We start from the raw sequence: 15,657 nt of genomic DNA, 5'->3' as shown, positions 1-15,657 counted from the left end.
CGCTTCGCGGGGGCGGGGGGACGGCGCGACCGGCAGCGATCGGAGTCGCCGGTCGTCACCGGCCAGAGGGGGTGTCTCCGTCGCAGCCGGACCGCCGGCCGGTGGCGGGCTGCCCGCGCAGTTCCCCGCGCCCCGGCGCGGCACTGCACCGTGGCTGCTGGATCGCGCACCCCCTCTGCGTCAGAATGTGACCAAGAACACGTTGAGAGGCGCAGGATGTCTGTGCATGGGCCCGCTGGGTAGGGGCTGCCTCGACCAGACCTGACGCCCCTGACAAGGAGGCCCCCGTGGCCGCAACGGCGCACCTTCTGCCCTCGGCTCCCTCCAAACGCCCGGACGGTACGGACCGCCCTGACAAGGCTTCCGCGGCACCCGCCGCGGCCGGCCCGCACGGCACGTACCGTCCCGACCCCGCCTACGGCCGCCAGGCACCGGCCGTCATCGGCGTGCCCGCCAAGCTGCTGGCCGCCGTGCCCGAGCCCGGCCCCGCCCCGGACGACTCCGGGGCCTTCAGCGCGGAGAGCGCGGACACCGAGCCGCCCCTGACCAGCGAGCCGCCGCTGGCCGACGCGGCACCGCTCACCAGCGAGCCCCCGCTCGCCGACGCCGCCCCCCTGACCAGCGAGCCCACCGCCACCGGCACGGCCGCGGGCACGGATCCCTCGGTGGAGTAGATGTCCCTGTTCCGGCTCGCCGACCTGTACGGCGTCGCCACCTCGTACTCGCCCGCACCGGGCCGGACGGTCCGTGTCCCGGACGCCGCCGTGGTCGCGGCCCTGGCGGCACTGGACGTGGACGCCGGCAGCCCAGAGGCGGTCGAGGAGGCCCTGACGGCCCGCGAGACGGAACTCGCCGAACGGCTGCTGCCACCGACGATCGTCTGGTGGCAGGGGCGCGCCGCCCCCACCGCCCTGGACGGCCTGCCGGACGGGACCCGGCTGAGCATCGAGACGGAACGCGGTGACACGCACACCTGGACGACCCCCGCAGGACCGGCCGCCGGGGACGCCACGGCGGTCCGCTCGGGCCCGCGCGGGGCCACCAGCTGGACGGCGGCCGGCGCGAGCCCGCGCGGGGCCATCACGGGGGCAGGGGACGCCGGGGGCACGGGGGACCCCGCGGGCACGGGGCGCCCCCGGGACACCCCGCACGACGAGGCCCCGCCCCCGCTCCCCCCGGGCGTGCACGCCCTCACGGCCGCCGCGCCGGACGGCCGGGGGGCCCGCGTGCATCTCGTGGTCGCCCCGGAGCGGATGCCGGAGCCCGGCGCCGAACGGGTGCACGGCCTGCTCCTCCAGCTGTACTCACTCCTCTCCGAGCGCTCCTGGGGCATGGGCGACCTGGGCGACCTCGCGGAGCTCGCGGCCTGGGCCGGCCATGTGATGGGCAGCGGTTTCGTACAGGTCAACCCGCTGCACGCGGCCGTGCCCGGGGTGCCCACCGACCCCTCGCCGTACCGCCCCTCCAGCCGGTACGTCGCGGACCCCGTCCACCTGCGCGTGGAGGAGATCCCCGAGTACGCCTATCTCGACCTCAAGGACCGCACCGAGGCCGCCGACCTCCTGGACCGCGCCGCGGCGCTGCGCGGCGCGGTCCTGCACGACGGCGCCCTGATCGACCGCGACGCGGTCTGGGCGCTCAAGCGCCGCGCCCTGGAACTGCTCATCGCACGCGTGCCCCTCAGCCCCGGGCGCCGCGCCGCCTACAACGACTTCCTCGCCTCCGCCGGCCGGCCCCTGGAGGACCACGCCACCTGGAGCGCGCTCGCCGACGTGCACGGCCCCGACTGGCACGACTGGCCCGGGGACCTGCGGGACCCGCGCTCCGCGGAGACGGCACGCGCGCGCGTGGAGCTGTTGGACCGCGTCGACTTCCACAGCCGCCTCGCCTGGCTCGCGGACTGCCAGCTCGCCGCCGCCCAGGGCGCCGCACGCGCCGCCGGCATGCCGGTGGGCCTGGTGCACGACCTGGCCGTGGGCGTCCATCCGAACGGCTCCGACGCCTGGGCCCAGCAGGAGAACCTGGCGCCCGGGATGTCGGTCGGCGCCCCTCCGGACGCGTTCAACGCCCGTGGTCAGGACTGGGGGCTGCCCCCCTGGCGCCCCGACCGGCTCGCCGCCTGTGGCTACGCGCCGTTCCGCGCGCTGCTGCGCGCCATGTTCCGGCACGCCGGCGGGCTGCGCATCGACCATGTGATGGGGCTCTTCCGGCTCTGGTGGGTGCCCGAGGGCAAGGCGCCCACCGAGGGCACCTACGTCCACTACGACGCGGAGGCGATGCTCGCCGTGCTGTCGCTGGAGGCCCACCGCGCGGGTGCCCTGGTGATCGGGGAGGACCTCGGCACCGTCGCCCCCGGAGTGCGCCGCACGCTGCGCGGGCACGGGGTGCTGGGCACGTCCGTGCTCTGGTTCGAACGCGACTGGGAGGGCGACGGGAAGCCGCTGCCCCCCGGGCGGTGGCGCCGCGACTGCCTGGCCGCGGCCACCACCCATGACCTGCCGCCCACCTCGGCCCGGCTCACCGGCGAGCACGTCGCCCTGCGCGACAGCCTCGGCCTGCTGACCCGCCCGCTCGCCGAGGAGCAGGCCGCGGCCGCCGAGGAGACGGCGGAGTGGCTGGAGCTGCTGGGCCGTCTCGGGCTGCTCGAGGACGGCACGTCGGGCGGGGTGGCGACGGGCATGTACGGCGGGACCGGGGCCGCCGAGGACTTCCAGTTCGCCGGGGACGAGGAGCGGATCCGTGCGGTGCACCGCTTCCTGCTGAGTACCCCGGCCCGGCTGATCGGCGTCTGGCTGCCCGACATGATCGGCGACCGGCGCCCGCAGAACCTGCCCGGCACCTGGCGCGAGTACCCGAACTGGCGACTGCCGATCGCGGACGCCGACGGCCGCCCCGTCACCCTGGAGCAGCTCACCGCCTCGCGCCGGCTGCACGCGCTTCTGAAGGTGGTGCGCGGCGAGCGCTGAACGGTCGTGTACGGCGCGTTGAACGGTCGTGCGGCGAGCTGAACGGTCGTGTCCGGCGAGCGCCGACCCGCCCGCCGATCGGTCCCGTACGGTGCCGCCGGCCGGTCCCGCGGGGCGGACGCCGAACGGTCCCGCAGGGCGACGCCGGCCGGTCCCGCAGGGCGACGCCGGCCGGTCCCGCAGGGCGACGCCGGCCGGTCCCGCAGGGCGACGCCGCCCCGTCCCGCAGGGCGACGCCGCCCCGTCCCGCAGGGCGGCGCCGGCCGGCCCTTCGGGGACCCCCGTGCGCCCCGCCGCCGCGCCGGGGACCGCTTCCCGCCTGCCGTTACGGGACCCCGGGCGCGCGGCCCCGACAGGCGTTCGCTACGTTGGGCAGCGTGGAGAAGAAAAACGCCCAGCAGGCCCGGCGCCCCTACGCGCTGCGCGCCGGTGTCCTCGCCGCCGCCACGACGCTGACGACCCTGTTCCTCACGTCCCCCGCGCTCGCGTTGACCCGCGACGACGGCGACGACCCGGGCCCCGGCCTCTCGGTGGCCGAGACCCTCGGCCTCTTCGTCTTCACGCCGATCGTGATCTTCCTGATCATCGCCGGTCTGGTGATGCTGGGCAGCAAGCCCCGCAAGAGCCAGAAGCAGAGCTGACCGGCCCAGAAGCAGAGCTGACCGGCCGCTGACGACGCCGGCTCCGCTGACGGACGCCGGCACTCGAGGGCGCCGCTCGCGCAACCGACCGGGCGGCGCCTTCGGCGTGTCCGGTGCCGGAACGGGACGGGCTTCCGCCAAAGGCCGCCGCCCCGCCGCTCCGCCGTCCGGAGCGGCCCGCCCCGTCCCGCGCCGCCCTCGGCCACCCCGGCTCGGAGCCGGCCGCCGGCCCGTTCCGGGTGCGTACCCGTTCCGGCCACGCACCCGCCCCCGCCGTGGTCCGCCCCGCTCAGCCCGCTCCCGGAGCCGCCGCGGGCGCCTCCTCGGTGAGGTAGCGCTGGACGGTGGGCGCCAGCCAGTGCACGACGTCCTCGTGGCTCATCGCGACCGCGGGCGGGAAGCACAGCACATACCGGGTCAGCGCCATGCCCAGGATCTGCGCGGCGACCAGCGAGGCGCGGAGCGGGGCCTCGGCCGGGTCGGGGCAGACCGACCGCGCCACCGGCAGCAACTGCTCCTTGAAGATCTCCTGGGTGCGCTCGGCGCCCGCGGCGTTGGTGACGCCCACCCGCAGCAGCGCCTTCAGCACCTCGGCCTCCTCCCAGACGCTCAGGAAGTGCCGGACGAGCGCCCGGCCGACGCCGTCCGGCGGGATGGCCGTCAGGTCCGGCATCCGCAGGTCGAACTCCACGGCGGACGCGAACAGCCCCTCCTTGCTGCCGTAGTACCGCATCACCATCGACGGGTCGATGCCCGCGTCCCTGGCGATCGCCCGGATCGTGGCGCGCTCGTAGCCGTCGGACGCAAAGCGCTCCCGGGCCGCCGCGAGGATCGCGGTGCGGGTGGCGTCCGAGCGGCGGGGGCGCGGGGGGCGTTCGTTCCAAGCCATGCCAACAACTGTAGGCCAACGCTTGTTGACAGTCCATGGGTGCGGTTCTACGTTGGTCAACAGCTGTTGGCAAACGATCGTTGGCCAACGAGTGTCCGACCCGCGGGTGTCCGACCCGTGGGCGTTGACCGGACGGGCGTCGCGCCAGCGGCGCGATCGAGGCCATCGGCGCATTGCACGCCCGTCGACGCCGTCGGCACCGTCGCCCTCAGGAGGATGTGATGAACGGCACGACCGGAACCGAGCACGAGCCCGCCCCCTCCGCCGCCGCCGGCCCCGACGCCCCCGACCGCTCGGTGGTCGTCGTGGGCGCCGGCCCCACCGGACTGCTGCTCGCCGGGGACCTCGCGGCGGCCGGGGTCCCCGTCACCCTGGTCGAGAAGCGCGCCCCCGGCATCAGCAACCTCTCCCGCGCCTTTGTGCTGCACGCCCGCACCCTGGAGCAACTGGACACCCGGCCGGCCGCCCCCGCGCCCACCGACGGCGCGCAGGGCCCGGTGGCTCCGGCCGCCCCGGCCGCCCCGGTCGCCCCGGGGACGCGGAGCCTCGCGGACGAACTGGTGGCGAAGGGGCGCCCGCTGGACAGCCTGCGCCTGTTCACCCGCCTGACCATCCGGCTCGACACCCTCCCGTCCCGCTACAACTTCCTGCTGGTCCTCCCCCAGTACGAGGTGGAGGAGGCGCTCCTGCGGCGCGCGGTCGCGGCCGGGGCGCGCCTGGCGCACGAGACGGAGGTGACGGGGCTCGACCAGGACGCGGACGGCGTCACGCTGGACGTGCGCGGCCCCGGCGGGCGGCGGGACGCGCTGCGCGCCGCCTACGCGGTCGGTGCGGACGGGCTGCGCAGCGCGGTCCGGCAGGCCGTGGGACTGCCGTTCCCCGGGCGGTCGGTCATCCGCTCGGTGGTGCTCGCGGACGTCCGGCTCGCCCGGCCGCCGAAGGACCTGCTCACCGTGAACGCGGTCGGCGACGCCTTCGCCTTCCTCGCGCCGTTCGGGGACGGGTACCACCGGGTCATCGGCTGGCACCGCGGCCACAACGTGCCCGACACCGCGCCGCTCGGCCTGGACGAGGTCCGGGAGATCACCCGGCTCGCCCTCGGTCAGGACTTCGGCATGCACGACGCACGCTGGATGTCCCGCTTCCACAGCGACGAACGCCAGGCCCCCGCCTACCGTGTGGGCCGGGTCTTCCTGGCCGGGGACGCCGCGCACGTGCACACCCCGGCCGGCGGCCAGGGCATGAACACGGGCCTTCAGGACGCCGCCAACCTGAGCTGGAAGCTGGCGGAGGTGCTGGCGGGACGGGCGCCGGAGGCGCTCCTGGACAGCTACCAGGCCGAACGGCACCCGGTCGGCAGGGCCGTGCTCCGCAGCAGCGGCGGGCTCGTCCGGCTCGCCATGGCCAAGCGGCCGTGGACGCTGGCCGCGCGCGCCGCGCTCACCGCGTTCCTCCGTGTGGCCCGCCCCGCCCGGTCCCGGCTCGTCGGGCAGATCACCGGGATCGGTTACGCGTACCGGGCCCCGCGCGGCAGCCACCCGCTCACCGGCCGGCGCGTGCCGGACGTCCGGCTGGCCGGCGGCGGCCGCCTCCACGAGGCGCTGCGCGCCGGCCGTTTCGTGCTGATCGGCCCCGCGGGCACCTCCGCCGGCGACCACGCGGACCGGGTGGTGCCGGTGCACTGGGCGAGTGGGCACCGCACCACGGTGCTGGTGCGGCCGGACGGCTATGCGGCCTGGGCCGCGGACTCCCCCGACCCGGCGGCGCTCGCCGCCGCGCTGACCGACCGGTGGCCGGGGACCACCCCGTGAGCGTCGCCTCCGGAGCCCGCCGAGGGCCCGTCGTGGCTGCTCGCGCACCCCTTCGGGCGCTCGCCCCGTACTCCAGGGGCGGGGAACCGCGCGGCAGGTCCCACCGGTGGGTGACCGGGGACGAGACCGCAAGGGGCAGCGCCCGACAAGGGGGGCGCGGGGAACCGCGCGACAGGGCACCACCGGCCGGTGGCAAAGGGCCCCGGCCCCGCGCCCCAGCCGGGGGCGCCAGAGGCCGGGGGCGCCAGAGGCCGGGGGCGCCCAGAGGCCGGGGCACCCGCGAGGGGGTGCCCCGGGCCGGGGTCGGGGCTAGACGTCGGCCGCCTGCGCCCGCAGGGCCCGCTCCACGCCGGCGCGCGACTCGAGCACCACGCGCCGCAACGCCGCGCTCGGCCCGGCCGACTCCAGCCACGCGTCCGTCGCCTCCAGCGTCGCCCGCTCGACCTGCACCGCGGGGTACAGCCCGTGCGCGACCTGCTGGGCCATCTCGTGGGAGCGGCTGTCCCACACGTCCTTCACCGCGGCGAAGTACCTCTCGGTGTACGGCGCGAGCAGCTCCTGCTGGTCGGTCTGGACGAAGCCCGCGATCACCGCCTCCTGGACGGCGTTCGGCAGTTTGTCGGACTCCACGACCTGCTCCCACGCCTCGGCCTTCGCCTCGGCCGTCGGCCGGGCCGCGCGCGCCGTCGCCGCGTGCCGCTCGCCCGCCGCGGTCTTGTCGCGCTCGTACTCCGCGGCGATCTCCGCCTCGTCGTACCGCCCCACGGCGGCGAGCCGCTCCACGAACGCCCAGCGCAGCTCGGTGTCGACGGCAAGGCCCTCGATGGTCTGGGTGCCCTCCAGCAGCGCCTCGAGCAGGTCGAGCTGCTCCGGCCCCCGCGCACTCGCCGCGAACGCCCGCGCCCAGGCGAGCTGGTGGTCGCTGCCCGCCTCGGCGGCCCGCAGGTGCGCGAGCGTCGCCTCGGTCCACCGGGTCAGGCCCGCCTCCCGCCAGGACGGGTTGGCGTACAGGTCGAGCGCCAGCTTCACCTGGCGGTGCAGCGACTGGACGACGCCGATGTCCGACTCCTTGCCGATCCCGGACAGCACCAGGTCCAGGTAGGCCCGGGTGGGCATTTCCGCGTCCCGGGTCATGTCCCAGGCCGCCGCCCAGCACAGCGCACGCGCGAGGCCGGACTCGAAGTCGCCCAGGTGCGCCACGACGGTCTTCAGGGACTCGTCGTCGAGCCGGATCTTGGCGTACGTGAGGTCGTCGTCGTTGAGCAGGACGACCGCGGGCCGCGGCCTGCCCGTCAGCTGCGGCACGCCGGTCAGCTCGCCGTCGACGTCCAGCTCCACGCGCTCCGTGCGCACCAGCCGCGGACCGCCGTCGCCGTCCTGAAGCTCGTAGCAGCCGATCGCGATGCGGTGCGGGCGCAGCGTCGCCTCGCCCTTGGCACCGGACGGCAGCGCCGGCGCCTCCTGGCGGACGGCGAAGGAGGTGATGACGCCCTCGCCGTCGGTCTCGATCTCGGGCCGCAGGACGTTGATGCCCGCCGTCTCCAGCCACAGCTTCGACCAGGACTTCAGGTCGCGCCCCGAGGTCTCCTCCAGCGCGGTCAGCAGGTCGCTCAGCCGGGTGTTACCGAACGCGTGCCGCTTGAAGTACGTCTGCACGCCCCGGAAGAACTCGTCCTGGCCGACGTACGCCACCAGCTGCTTCAGGACGCTCGCGCCCTTGGCGTAGGTGATGCCGTCGAAGTTCACCAGCACGTCGTCGAGGTCGTTGATCTCGGCCATGATCGGGTGCGTGGACGGGAGCTGGTCCTGGCGGTACGCCCAGGTCTTCATGGAGTTCGCGAAGGTCGTCCACGTCTGCGGCCAGCGCGAGCCCGGCGCCTCGGCGAGGCAGGAGGCCTCCGCGAAGGTGGCGAACGACTCGTTGAGCCAGAGGTCGTTCCACCACTCCATGGTGACCAGGTCGCCGAACCACATGTGGGCCAGCTCGTGCACGATCGTGGTGGCCCGCATCTCGTACGCCGCGTCCGTCACCTTCGAGCGGAAGACGTACTGGTCGCGGATGGTGACCGCGCCGGCGTTCTCCATGGCGCCCGCGTTGAACTCGGGCACGAAGAGCTGGTCGTACTTGCTGAACGGGTACGGGTAGTCGAACTTCTCCTGGAAGTAGTCGAACGCCACCCGCGTCACCTCGAAGATGGCGTCCGCGTCCAGATACTCGGCGAGGGAGGGGCGGCAGTAGATGCCGAGCGGCACCCGCCGCCCCTCCTTCTCGTAGACGCTGTGCACCGCGTGGTAGGGGCCCGCGATGAGCGCGGTGATGTACGTGGAGATGCGCGGCGTGGGCTCGAAGACCCAGACGTTGTCCTTGAGGTCCTCCGGCTCGGGCGACGGCGAGTTGGAGATCACCTTCCAGCCCTCCGGCGCCCGCACCGTGAACTGGAAGGTCGCCTTGAGATCCGGCTGCTCGAAGCTGGCGAAGACCCGGCGCGCGTCCGGCACCTCGAACTGCGTGTAGAGGTACGCCTGCCGGTCCACGGGGTCGACGAACCGGTGCAGGCCCTCACCGGTGTTGGTGTACGCGCAGTCGGCGACGACCGTCAGCTCGTTGCCGCCCTCCCGGAGGCCGGGCAGCGTGATGCGCGAGTCGGCGAAGGCGGTCCCCGGGTCGAGCGCCTCGCCGTTCAGGACGATCTGAAGGACCTCGGGCGCCACCAGATCGATGAAGGTCTCCGCGCCCGCCTCCGCGGAGTCGAAGCGGACCGTGGTGCGTGAGCGGAACGTGCCCCCGTCCTGCGCGCCCGAGAGATCGAGGTCGATCTCGTACGTGTGGACGGTGAGCAGCTTCGCGCGCTGCCGGGCCTCGTCGCGGGTCAGATTGGTGCCAGGCACTCGGTCATCTCCTCGTGGGTCAGAGCCTTTCCGGTCATCCTTCCACGTCGGCGGCGTCGTCCGAGGTGGCCTATGGGTAGGAAGGCCGGTAGGATACGGGGTATGAAGATCAGTGTGAGTCTGCCGGAGGAAGATGTTTCCTTCGTCGACGAGTACGGCGAGAAGAAGGACGCGGGCTCCAGGTCCGCCGTGATCCACGCCGCCATCCAGATGCTCCGGGACGCCGAGCTGGAGGATGAGTACCTGGCGGCCTGGGACGAGTGGTACGCGAGCGGGGAAGCCGAATCCTGGGACAGGACCGTGGGGGACGGCATCACGGACGAGGACTGGTCTGATCAGTGAAGCGCGGCGACATCTGGCTCGTGGACCTCGAACCCGCCCGGGGCCACGAGGCCGACAAGCTGCGCCCTGCCGTGCTCGTCACCAATGACGCGGCCAACCGCGCGGCTACCCGCGGGGGCCGGGGCATTCTCGCCGTGGTCCCCATCACATCGAACACCACGCAGGTCCTGCCGTTCCAGGTACTGCTCGAAGCAGGGGACTGCGGACTGAAACGGGACTCCAAGGCGCAGTGCGAGCAGATCCGCGCCCTGGACCTCAGCAGGTTTCGCCACCCGATCGGGACCGTCCCCGCCAAGGCGCTGGCGGAGATCGACGCGGCTCTCCGCAGACAGCTCGCCCTCTGAGAGCGCTACCGGGACTCCACGTCCGATATCCGCCGGTACGCCACCCCGCCCCGGCGGATGCTCAGTGCATGACCACCGCACCCACCGCACCCCGCCTCGCCCACACCCCCCGCGCCATCGAGTCGGCCGCCCTGGCCGAGCTGCGCCGCACCGACGACGCCGGGCGCCCCTGTGCGCCGTACACCGCCACCGGCGACGACGCCGGCAGCCCGCTGCGCTGCTGCCTGAAGCCGATCGAGCGTGGCGAGCGCATCGCCCTCGTCTCCTACGCCCCGCTCAGGCGCTGGGCCGCGGCCACCGGCGCCCGGCCCGGGGCCTACGACGAGCAGGGCCCCGTCTTCATCCACGCCGAGCCATGCGACGGCCCCGCCGCCGAACCGTACGGCTACCCCTTCACCCGCACCGGAGCCCTGCGCACCCTGCGCCGGTACGACACCGCCGGCCGTATCGTCGGCGGCCGCCTGCTGGAGATCCCCGAGGACGCCGTGGCGGCCTTCGAGGCGGCCCTCGACGAGGCCTTCGCCGACCCGCAGGTCGCCCTGGTGCACGTCCGCGCCGTCGAGTACGGCTGCCTCCACTTCGAGGTCCGCAGGCCCTGACGGAGGTCCGCAGGCCCTGACGCGGGGAGCGATGCCGGACACGGTAAGGGGCGGCCTCCGTGGAGGCCGCCCCTTACCGGCCAGGCGGTGAGGTGCTCAGGCGATCAGGCGGCCGACAGCTCCGCCGCCACCAGCTCCGCGATCTGCACGGCGTTCAGCGCCGCCCCCTTGCGGAGGTTGTCGGTCGACACGAAGAGGGCGAGGCCGTTCTCCACCGTCTCGTCGGTGCGGATCCGGCCCACGTACGAGGGGTCGCGGCCCGCGGCCTGGAGCGGGGTGGGGATCTCCGACAACTCCACGCCGGGCGCGGTGGCCAGCAGCTCGTAGGCGCGCGCCACGCTCAGCGGGCGGGCGAAGCGGGCCTGCACCTGGAGGGAGTGCCCGGTGAAGACCGGCACGCGCACACAGGTGCCGGAGACCTTGAGCGCCGGGATCTCCAGGATCTTGCGGGACTCGTGCCGCAGCTTCTGCTCCTCGTCCGTCTCGCCGAGGCCGTCGTCGACGAGCGAACCGGCGAAGGGCAGCACGTTGAAGGCGATGGGCCGCTTGTAGACGGACGGCTCGGGAAAGTCCACCGCGGTGCCGTCGTGCGTGAGCCTGTCCGCCTTGTCGGCCACCTGCTGCGCCTGGTCGTGCAGCTCGGCGACGCCCTTGAGGCCGGATCCGGACACCGCCTGGTAGGTCGCGACCACCAGGGCCTCCAGGCCCGCCTCCGCGTGCAGCGGCTTCAGCACGGGCATCGCGGCCATCGTGGTGCAGTTCGGGTTGGCGATGATGCCCTTCGGACGGTGGGCCGCCGCGTGCGGGTTCACCTCGGAGACGACCAGCGGGACGTCGGGGTCGCGGCGCCACGCGGAGGAGTTGTCGATCACCACGGCGCCCTGGGACGCGACCTTCTCCGCGAGCGCCTTGGAGGTGGCGCCGCCGGCCGAGAAGAGCACCACGTCCAGCCCCGTGTAGTCCGCGGTGGCGGCGTCCTCCACCGGCACCGCGGTGCCCTTCCAGTCGAGCGTCGAGCCGGCGGAGCGTGCCGAGGCGAACAGCCGCAGCTCCTTCACCGGGAAGTCCCGCTCGGCGAGGATCCTGCGCATGACCGTGCCGACCTGACCGGTGGCTCCGACGATTCCGACCCTCACGGGGACTCTCCTCTGCTCGCTGTCATGGCCCGGTCGCCCGCCCTGGCGGGCGCACGAGCCGTCTGAAGGCCATTCCATGATGCGTATGTCCGAGGGTGACCTGTCCAATCGTTTGTCCGCCGGTCGGGACGACGTGACCTGGGCCACGGGACCGTGTGGACCCGGCTGCCGGGTCTGTGCCGGTCCGGTACCTGTGCGGGGCGGTGTGGTGCGGTGTGGTGCGGTGTGGTGCGGTGTGGTGCGGTGCGGTGTGGTGCGGTGTGGTGCCGGTCCGGTACCGGTGCGGGTCACGGTCCGTGGTCGGGAGGCGGCAAAGAGCGCGCCTGTTGCCGGTGGCGGGGCTGCGTCTCGTCGGGGTGGCTCGCGCGGGTCCCCGAGCCGCTGGGACGCCCTGGGCCGGGCGGTGGCTCCTGCGGGGCACGCCAAAGGGCGGGCACCCGACGGCGCCCGCCCTCCATCATGCCGTTCGCGGCTACTGCGTGACCTTCCCGATCGTCACGCTCGCCGTCCCGGCGACCATGCCGCGCTCGTTCAGCAGCTGCACCTCGCCGAAGAGCTGCCGCCCCTCGGTGGCCGGCGCCTTGGCGACGACCTCCGCGGTGACGGGGGCCGATGCACCGCCCGCGAGCTTCACGTGCTGCGTGGGATCGACGGAGACCTCGCCGAGGGAGTTCGAGTAGAACACGTCCCGGTAGTCGTACTCCGTCGAGCCGGACGGCACCGAGTAGCCCACGACCTCGACCGTGTACGTGCCGGGGTCGGGGTTCGCGATGCTCACGGACTCCTCGGAGTCGCCGTCCGCGGACTGCGCGACGACGTTCCCGTCCGCGTCGTAGACCGTCAGGTCGAGGTCGGCCGACGCGTCCGAGACACCCCCGATGGCCGCGTCGAGGCTCTCCGCACCCTCCGGCACCACGACCTCGGTGGTCTGCGTCTCACCCTCGCCGACCGTCGGCCGCGCGGACCGCGCCGAGCCGAGCGCGCCGCCCGCCAGGGTGCCGTCGACGGCCGCGAAGCCGTTCGTGGCGGTCCAGGACACCGCGGCGGGCGTGCCCGCCTTCGCCTCCGGGACCGTCTGCACCGCCGGGTCGAAGCTCACGCCCAGCACCGCGACGTCCAGCCGGTACGGGTTGTCCAGCACCGGGGACGTGCGGCGGGCCTCCACCTCGATCTCCCAGACGCCGGGCTGCGGGTCCGGGTAGGAGCGCAGGTCGGGGCGGCAGGTGTTGTCCGGGTTGTCGTAGTTCGGGTAGCAGCTCGGGGTGGACGTGTCGTCGGACGGCACCCCGTACGGGTGGATCGCTATGAACCGGGTCTGGCTGCCCTTCGCCAGGCCGCCCAGCGCCACCTGGAGGTTCTCGGCGCCCTCCGGCACCGTCAGGAAGTACGACCGGCTGGCGTTGCGCTGCACCGAGCCGGACTCCGTGGCCGTGTAGGCCGGGTCCGCGAGCGGCCGCGAGACCACCACCGTGGTGAGGATCTGCTGGTCGATGCCCTCGGTACGGGTGTCGTCCACCGTCAGGATCGCGCTGTGCACCCCGGCGGAGCGCGGGTGGGCCGCCACGCGGACGGTCACCGCCCTGTGCAGCGGCAGGGCGACCGAGTCGCCGCCGAGGATGCGGAACGTGCCGTCGTCGTTCTTCAGCCCCACCCGGTGGCGGATGGTGCCGGCCGGCCCCGAGGTGCGGGTCAGCGTCACCGCGTAGGCCTTCTCCTGGCCCGTCTTGAGCCCGCCCTCGCGGTCAAAGACGCCGACGCCCTGGCCCGGGGTCTCGAGGGACCCGGCGAGGACCGTGTCCACGGGCGCCTTGACGGTGAAGGAGTGGGTGTCCGCCGTGTGCGTCCGAGCGCCCCGCTCGATGGCCTTCCAGGCGCCGACGACGTCGATGAGGCCCGCGCCCTCGCGGTAGGCCTGCACGCCCTGGATGTGCTTCGCGGTGGACGTCAGCGCGGTCCGCAGGGTCGCCGGGGAGAGCGCGATGTGCGCCTGCTTCGCGGCCGACAGCAGCAGCGCGGCGCCGCCCGCGGCCTGCGGCGACGCCATGGAGGTGCCCTGGAGCATCGAGTAGCCGGGCGGCAGGCTGTAGCCGGCCTCGGCGACCGGTCCGCCGGGCAGCCAGGTCTGCGTGGAGTTGATCGCCGCACCGGGCGCCGAGATCGTCGGCGCGAACCCGCCGTCCTCACGCGGCCCGCCCGAGGAGAACGGCAGCATCGCGTACGGCGTCTTCACCTGCGAACCGTAGTCGGCCGCCCAGGTGTCCTTGGAGATGGCGGCCCCCACCGAGATCACCTTGTCCGCGAGCCCGGGGTCGCCGATGGTGTTCACGCCCGGGCCGTCGTTGCCCGCGGATATCACCAGCTGCACGCCGTAGGTGTCGATGAGGCGCGTGTACAGCTGGGAGCGGGCGTTGTCGCCGTCGTTGAGCGCGGGCAGGCCGCCTATGGACATGTTGACGATGTCCACGCCCCGGTTGGCCACCAGGTCGATCATGCCCTCGGTGAGCGCGATGTTGGTGCAGCTCCCGGTCCAGGTGCAGGCCCGCGACGAGACGATCTGCGCACCCGGCGCGGCGCCGTTCATCGCCCCGCCGAACAGGCCGTTCGCCGACGTGATGCCCGCGACGTGGGTGCCGTGCTCGGCCTCGATGACGCCGATGTTGACGAAGTCGGCCTTCTTGCCGACCCAGTCGCCGCCGTACGGGTCCATGGGGACGTCCTTGCGGATCTCCACCACGAACGGGATCTGCTCGACCACGGCGGTGGCGGGATCGTCGGTGCCGAAGTGGCCGACCTGGTGGCCGTCCTTGTACGGCTTCATGGCCGCGTCGTCCGTGAAGTCGTGGTCGCCGTCCACGTCGACGCGGACGGTGCCTGCCGCCGGGTCGTAGAGCACGCCCCAGGAGTCGGTGGTGTCCCCGTCGCGGTTCAGGTCGCCCTTCGCGTCGCCGCCGAGCGAGGCGGACTCCTTGAAGACGCTCACCTGGTATCCGCCCGACGGCGCCTTCCAGGTCGCGCCGCCGTACGTGAACGTGGGGCCGTCGACCGCGGTCGTCATCGGGCGCCAGGTCGCGTCGCCGTCGAGGATCGGGTCGGTGGACGTCACCCAGTCGACGATCTTGCGCTGGCCCGTGGTGGTCTTCTGCAGCGCGGGGTGCGCGATGTCGACGCCGGAGTCCAGGACGCCGATGGTGACACCGCGGCCGTCCGCCTTGGGGTGCTGTTCGACGAAGTCGACGGCGCCGGTCTCGAAGGACGGGTTGTACGGGTTCCTGGCGGGGGTGTGCTCGTCGGGGGCCGGGTAGCCGCTCTTGCCCGCGGCGGCCGAGCCCTTGCCCGCGGTGCCGGTCGTGCCCTTGGCACCGCCGTCGGTGGCCGGCCGCGGGTCGTCCAGCTTGATCTCCTGGCGGAGGTCGATGCCGTGCACCGTGGACAGCTTCTCGGCCGCCTTGATGGCCGCGTCGGCCCGTGCGGTCGGCACGGTGGCGCGCACATAGCCCAGCTTGTCGTAGACCCGGCCCACGGAGCCGCCCTTGACGGCGTCCAGCTGGCCCGCGACCTCGCCGGTGGCGCCCGGCGCGGTCGCGATCATCATGGTGACGTTCTTCTCGCCCGCCGCCTTGGCGTCGGCCAGCAGATCGGCGTCGGCGGAACCGAGCTTCGCACTGGCCGACCTGGCCACGGAGGCGGGGTCCGGGCCCGCGTCGGCCGCGAAGGCCGCGGGCAGCTGACCGCCCGCGGACAGCGCCGCCACCAGGCCGGCGGCCACGGCCACACGGGCCGTGCGTCTGGGTCTCGCACCGGATCCCGGTGCGTCCTGCGGATCATGCATCTTCATTCGGCATCCCTGCTGCTGACGGATCGAATCGATCGCCAAGTCCGGTATGTGGGGACCGGATGAGCGCTCGAACCGATCTAATCACCGCTCAGCCGCCGGAAGTTGGCCAAGTGGAAATGAGACCGTGCCGCAATACGGGCCTGTGCACCCGTCGCCGTCCGTGCGCCGCCGGCCGCCCGCGCGCGCCCGGCGGGAACGGCCGCGC

General features: G+C 73.9%; 11 protein-coding genes. 7 read left to right on the top strand and 4 right to left on the bottom strand.

All coding sequences use genetic code 11. The features are described from left to right. Positions 1–287 precede the first annotated feature (287 nt). The 3 genes from ACSMXW_RS09475 to ACSMXW_RS09465 all read left to right on the top strand — a co-directional run bounded on the left by ACSMXW_RS09475 (position 288) and on the right by ACSMXW_RS09465 (position 3,607). Positions 288–674 (top strand): hypothetical protein, encoded by a 387-nt coding sequence (locus ACSMXW_RS09475; protein WP_485805192.1) that lies wholly within the window; start codon positions 288–290, stop codon positions 672–674. Then, complete coding sequence (gene malQ, locus ACSMXW_RS09470; RefSeq protein WP_485805191.1) at positions 675–2,966, top strand: 4-alpha-glucanotransferase; 2,292 nt, start codon at positions 675–677, stop codon at positions 2,964–2,966. Between the two features lie 377 nt (positions 2,967–3,343). Continuing rightward, on the top strand, positions 3,344–3,607 hold the full coding sequence (locus ACSMXW_RS09465) for a hypothetical protein (protein WP_485805189.1): 264 nt from the start codon (positions 3,344–3,346) through the stop codon (positions 3,605–3,607). Between the two features lie 289 nt (positions 3,608–3,896). On the opposite strand, the gene ACSMXW_RS09460 is transcribed toward ACSMXW_RS09465, so the two are convergent. Next, positions 3,897–4,496, bottom strand: coding sequence for a TetR/AcrR family transcriptional regulator (locus ACSMXW_RS09460; protein ID WP_485805187.1), 600 nt, complete (start codon positions 4,494–4,496; stop codon positions 3,897–3,899). Between the two features lie 221 nt (positions 4,497–4,717). Between ACSMXW_RS09460 and ACSMXW_RS09455 the strand changes: the two genes are divergently transcribed. After that, positions 4,718–6,307: an FAD-dependent monooxygenase gene (locus tag ACSMXW_RS09455; RefSeq protein ID WP_485805186.1), complete on the top strand. Its 1,590-nt coding sequence runs from the start codon at positions 4,718–4,720 to the stop codon at positions 6,305–6,307. A gap of 309 nt (positions 6,308–6,616) precedes the next feature. Here ACSMXW_RS09455 and pepN read toward each other — a convergent pair whose 3' ends face one another. Next, positions 6,617–9,196, bottom strand: coding sequence for an aminopeptidase N (gene pepN / locus ACSMXW_RS09450; RefSeq protein ID WP_485805184.1), 2,580 nt, complete (start codon positions 9,194–9,196; stop codon positions 6,617–6,619). Positions 9,197–9,298: 102 nt separating this feature from the next. Between pepN and ACSMXW_RS09445 the strand changes: the two genes are divergently transcribed. The 3 genes from ACSMXW_RS09445 to ACSMXW_RS09435 all read left to right on the top strand — a co-directional run bounded on the left by ACSMXW_RS09445 (position 9,299) and on the right by ACSMXW_RS09435 (position 10,481). Continuing rightward, positions 9,299–9,538: a ribbon-helix-helix domain-containing protein gene (locus ACSMXW_RS09445; RefSeq protein ID WP_485805182.1), complete on the top strand. Its 240-nt coding sequence runs from the start codon at positions 9,299–9,301 to the stop codon at positions 9,536–9,538. Next, complete coding sequence (locus tag ACSMXW_RS09440) at positions 9,535–9,882, top strand: type II toxin-antitoxin system PemK/MazF family toxin (protein WP_485805180.1); 348 nt, start codon at positions 9,535–9,537, stop codon at positions 9,880–9,882. Before ACSMXW_RS09445 ends, ACSMXW_RS09440 begins: the two co-directional genes overlap by 4 nt. A gap of 68 nt (positions 9,883–9,950) precedes the next feature. Beyond that, positions 9,951–10,481: a DUF1203 domain-containing protein gene (locus ACSMXW_RS09435; RefSeq protein WP_485805178.1), complete on the top strand. Its 531-nt coding sequence runs from the start codon at positions 9,951–9,953 to the stop codon at positions 10,479–10,481. A gap of 104 nt (positions 10,482–10,585) precedes the next feature. On the opposite strand, the gene ACSMXW_RS09430 is transcribed toward ACSMXW_RS09435, so the two are convergent. Both ACSMXW_RS09430 and ACSMXW_RS09425 read right to left on the bottom strand, forming a co-directional pair. Continuing rightward, positions 10,586–11,617 (bottom strand): aspartate-semialdehyde dehydrogenase, encoded by a 1,032-nt coding sequence (locus ACSMXW_RS09430; protein ID WP_485805176.1) that lies wholly within the window; start codon positions 11,615–11,617, stop codon positions 10,586–10,588. A 472-nt stretch (positions 11,618–12,089) separates the two neighbouring features. Beyond that, positions 12,090–15,446, bottom strand: a complete 3,357-nt coding sequence (locus ACSMXW_RS09425; RefSeq protein ID WP_485807913.1) for a S8 family serine peptidase — start codon at positions 15,444–15,446, stop codon at positions 12,090–12,092. Positions 15,447–15,657 lie beyond the last annotated feature (211 nt).

The sequence above is a fragment of the Streptomyces sp. DSM 116793 genome (assembly GCF_057320905.1).
The sequence above is the reverse complement of the archived record's forward strand: the minus strand, read 5'-3'. Positions and strand labels throughout refer to the sequence as shown.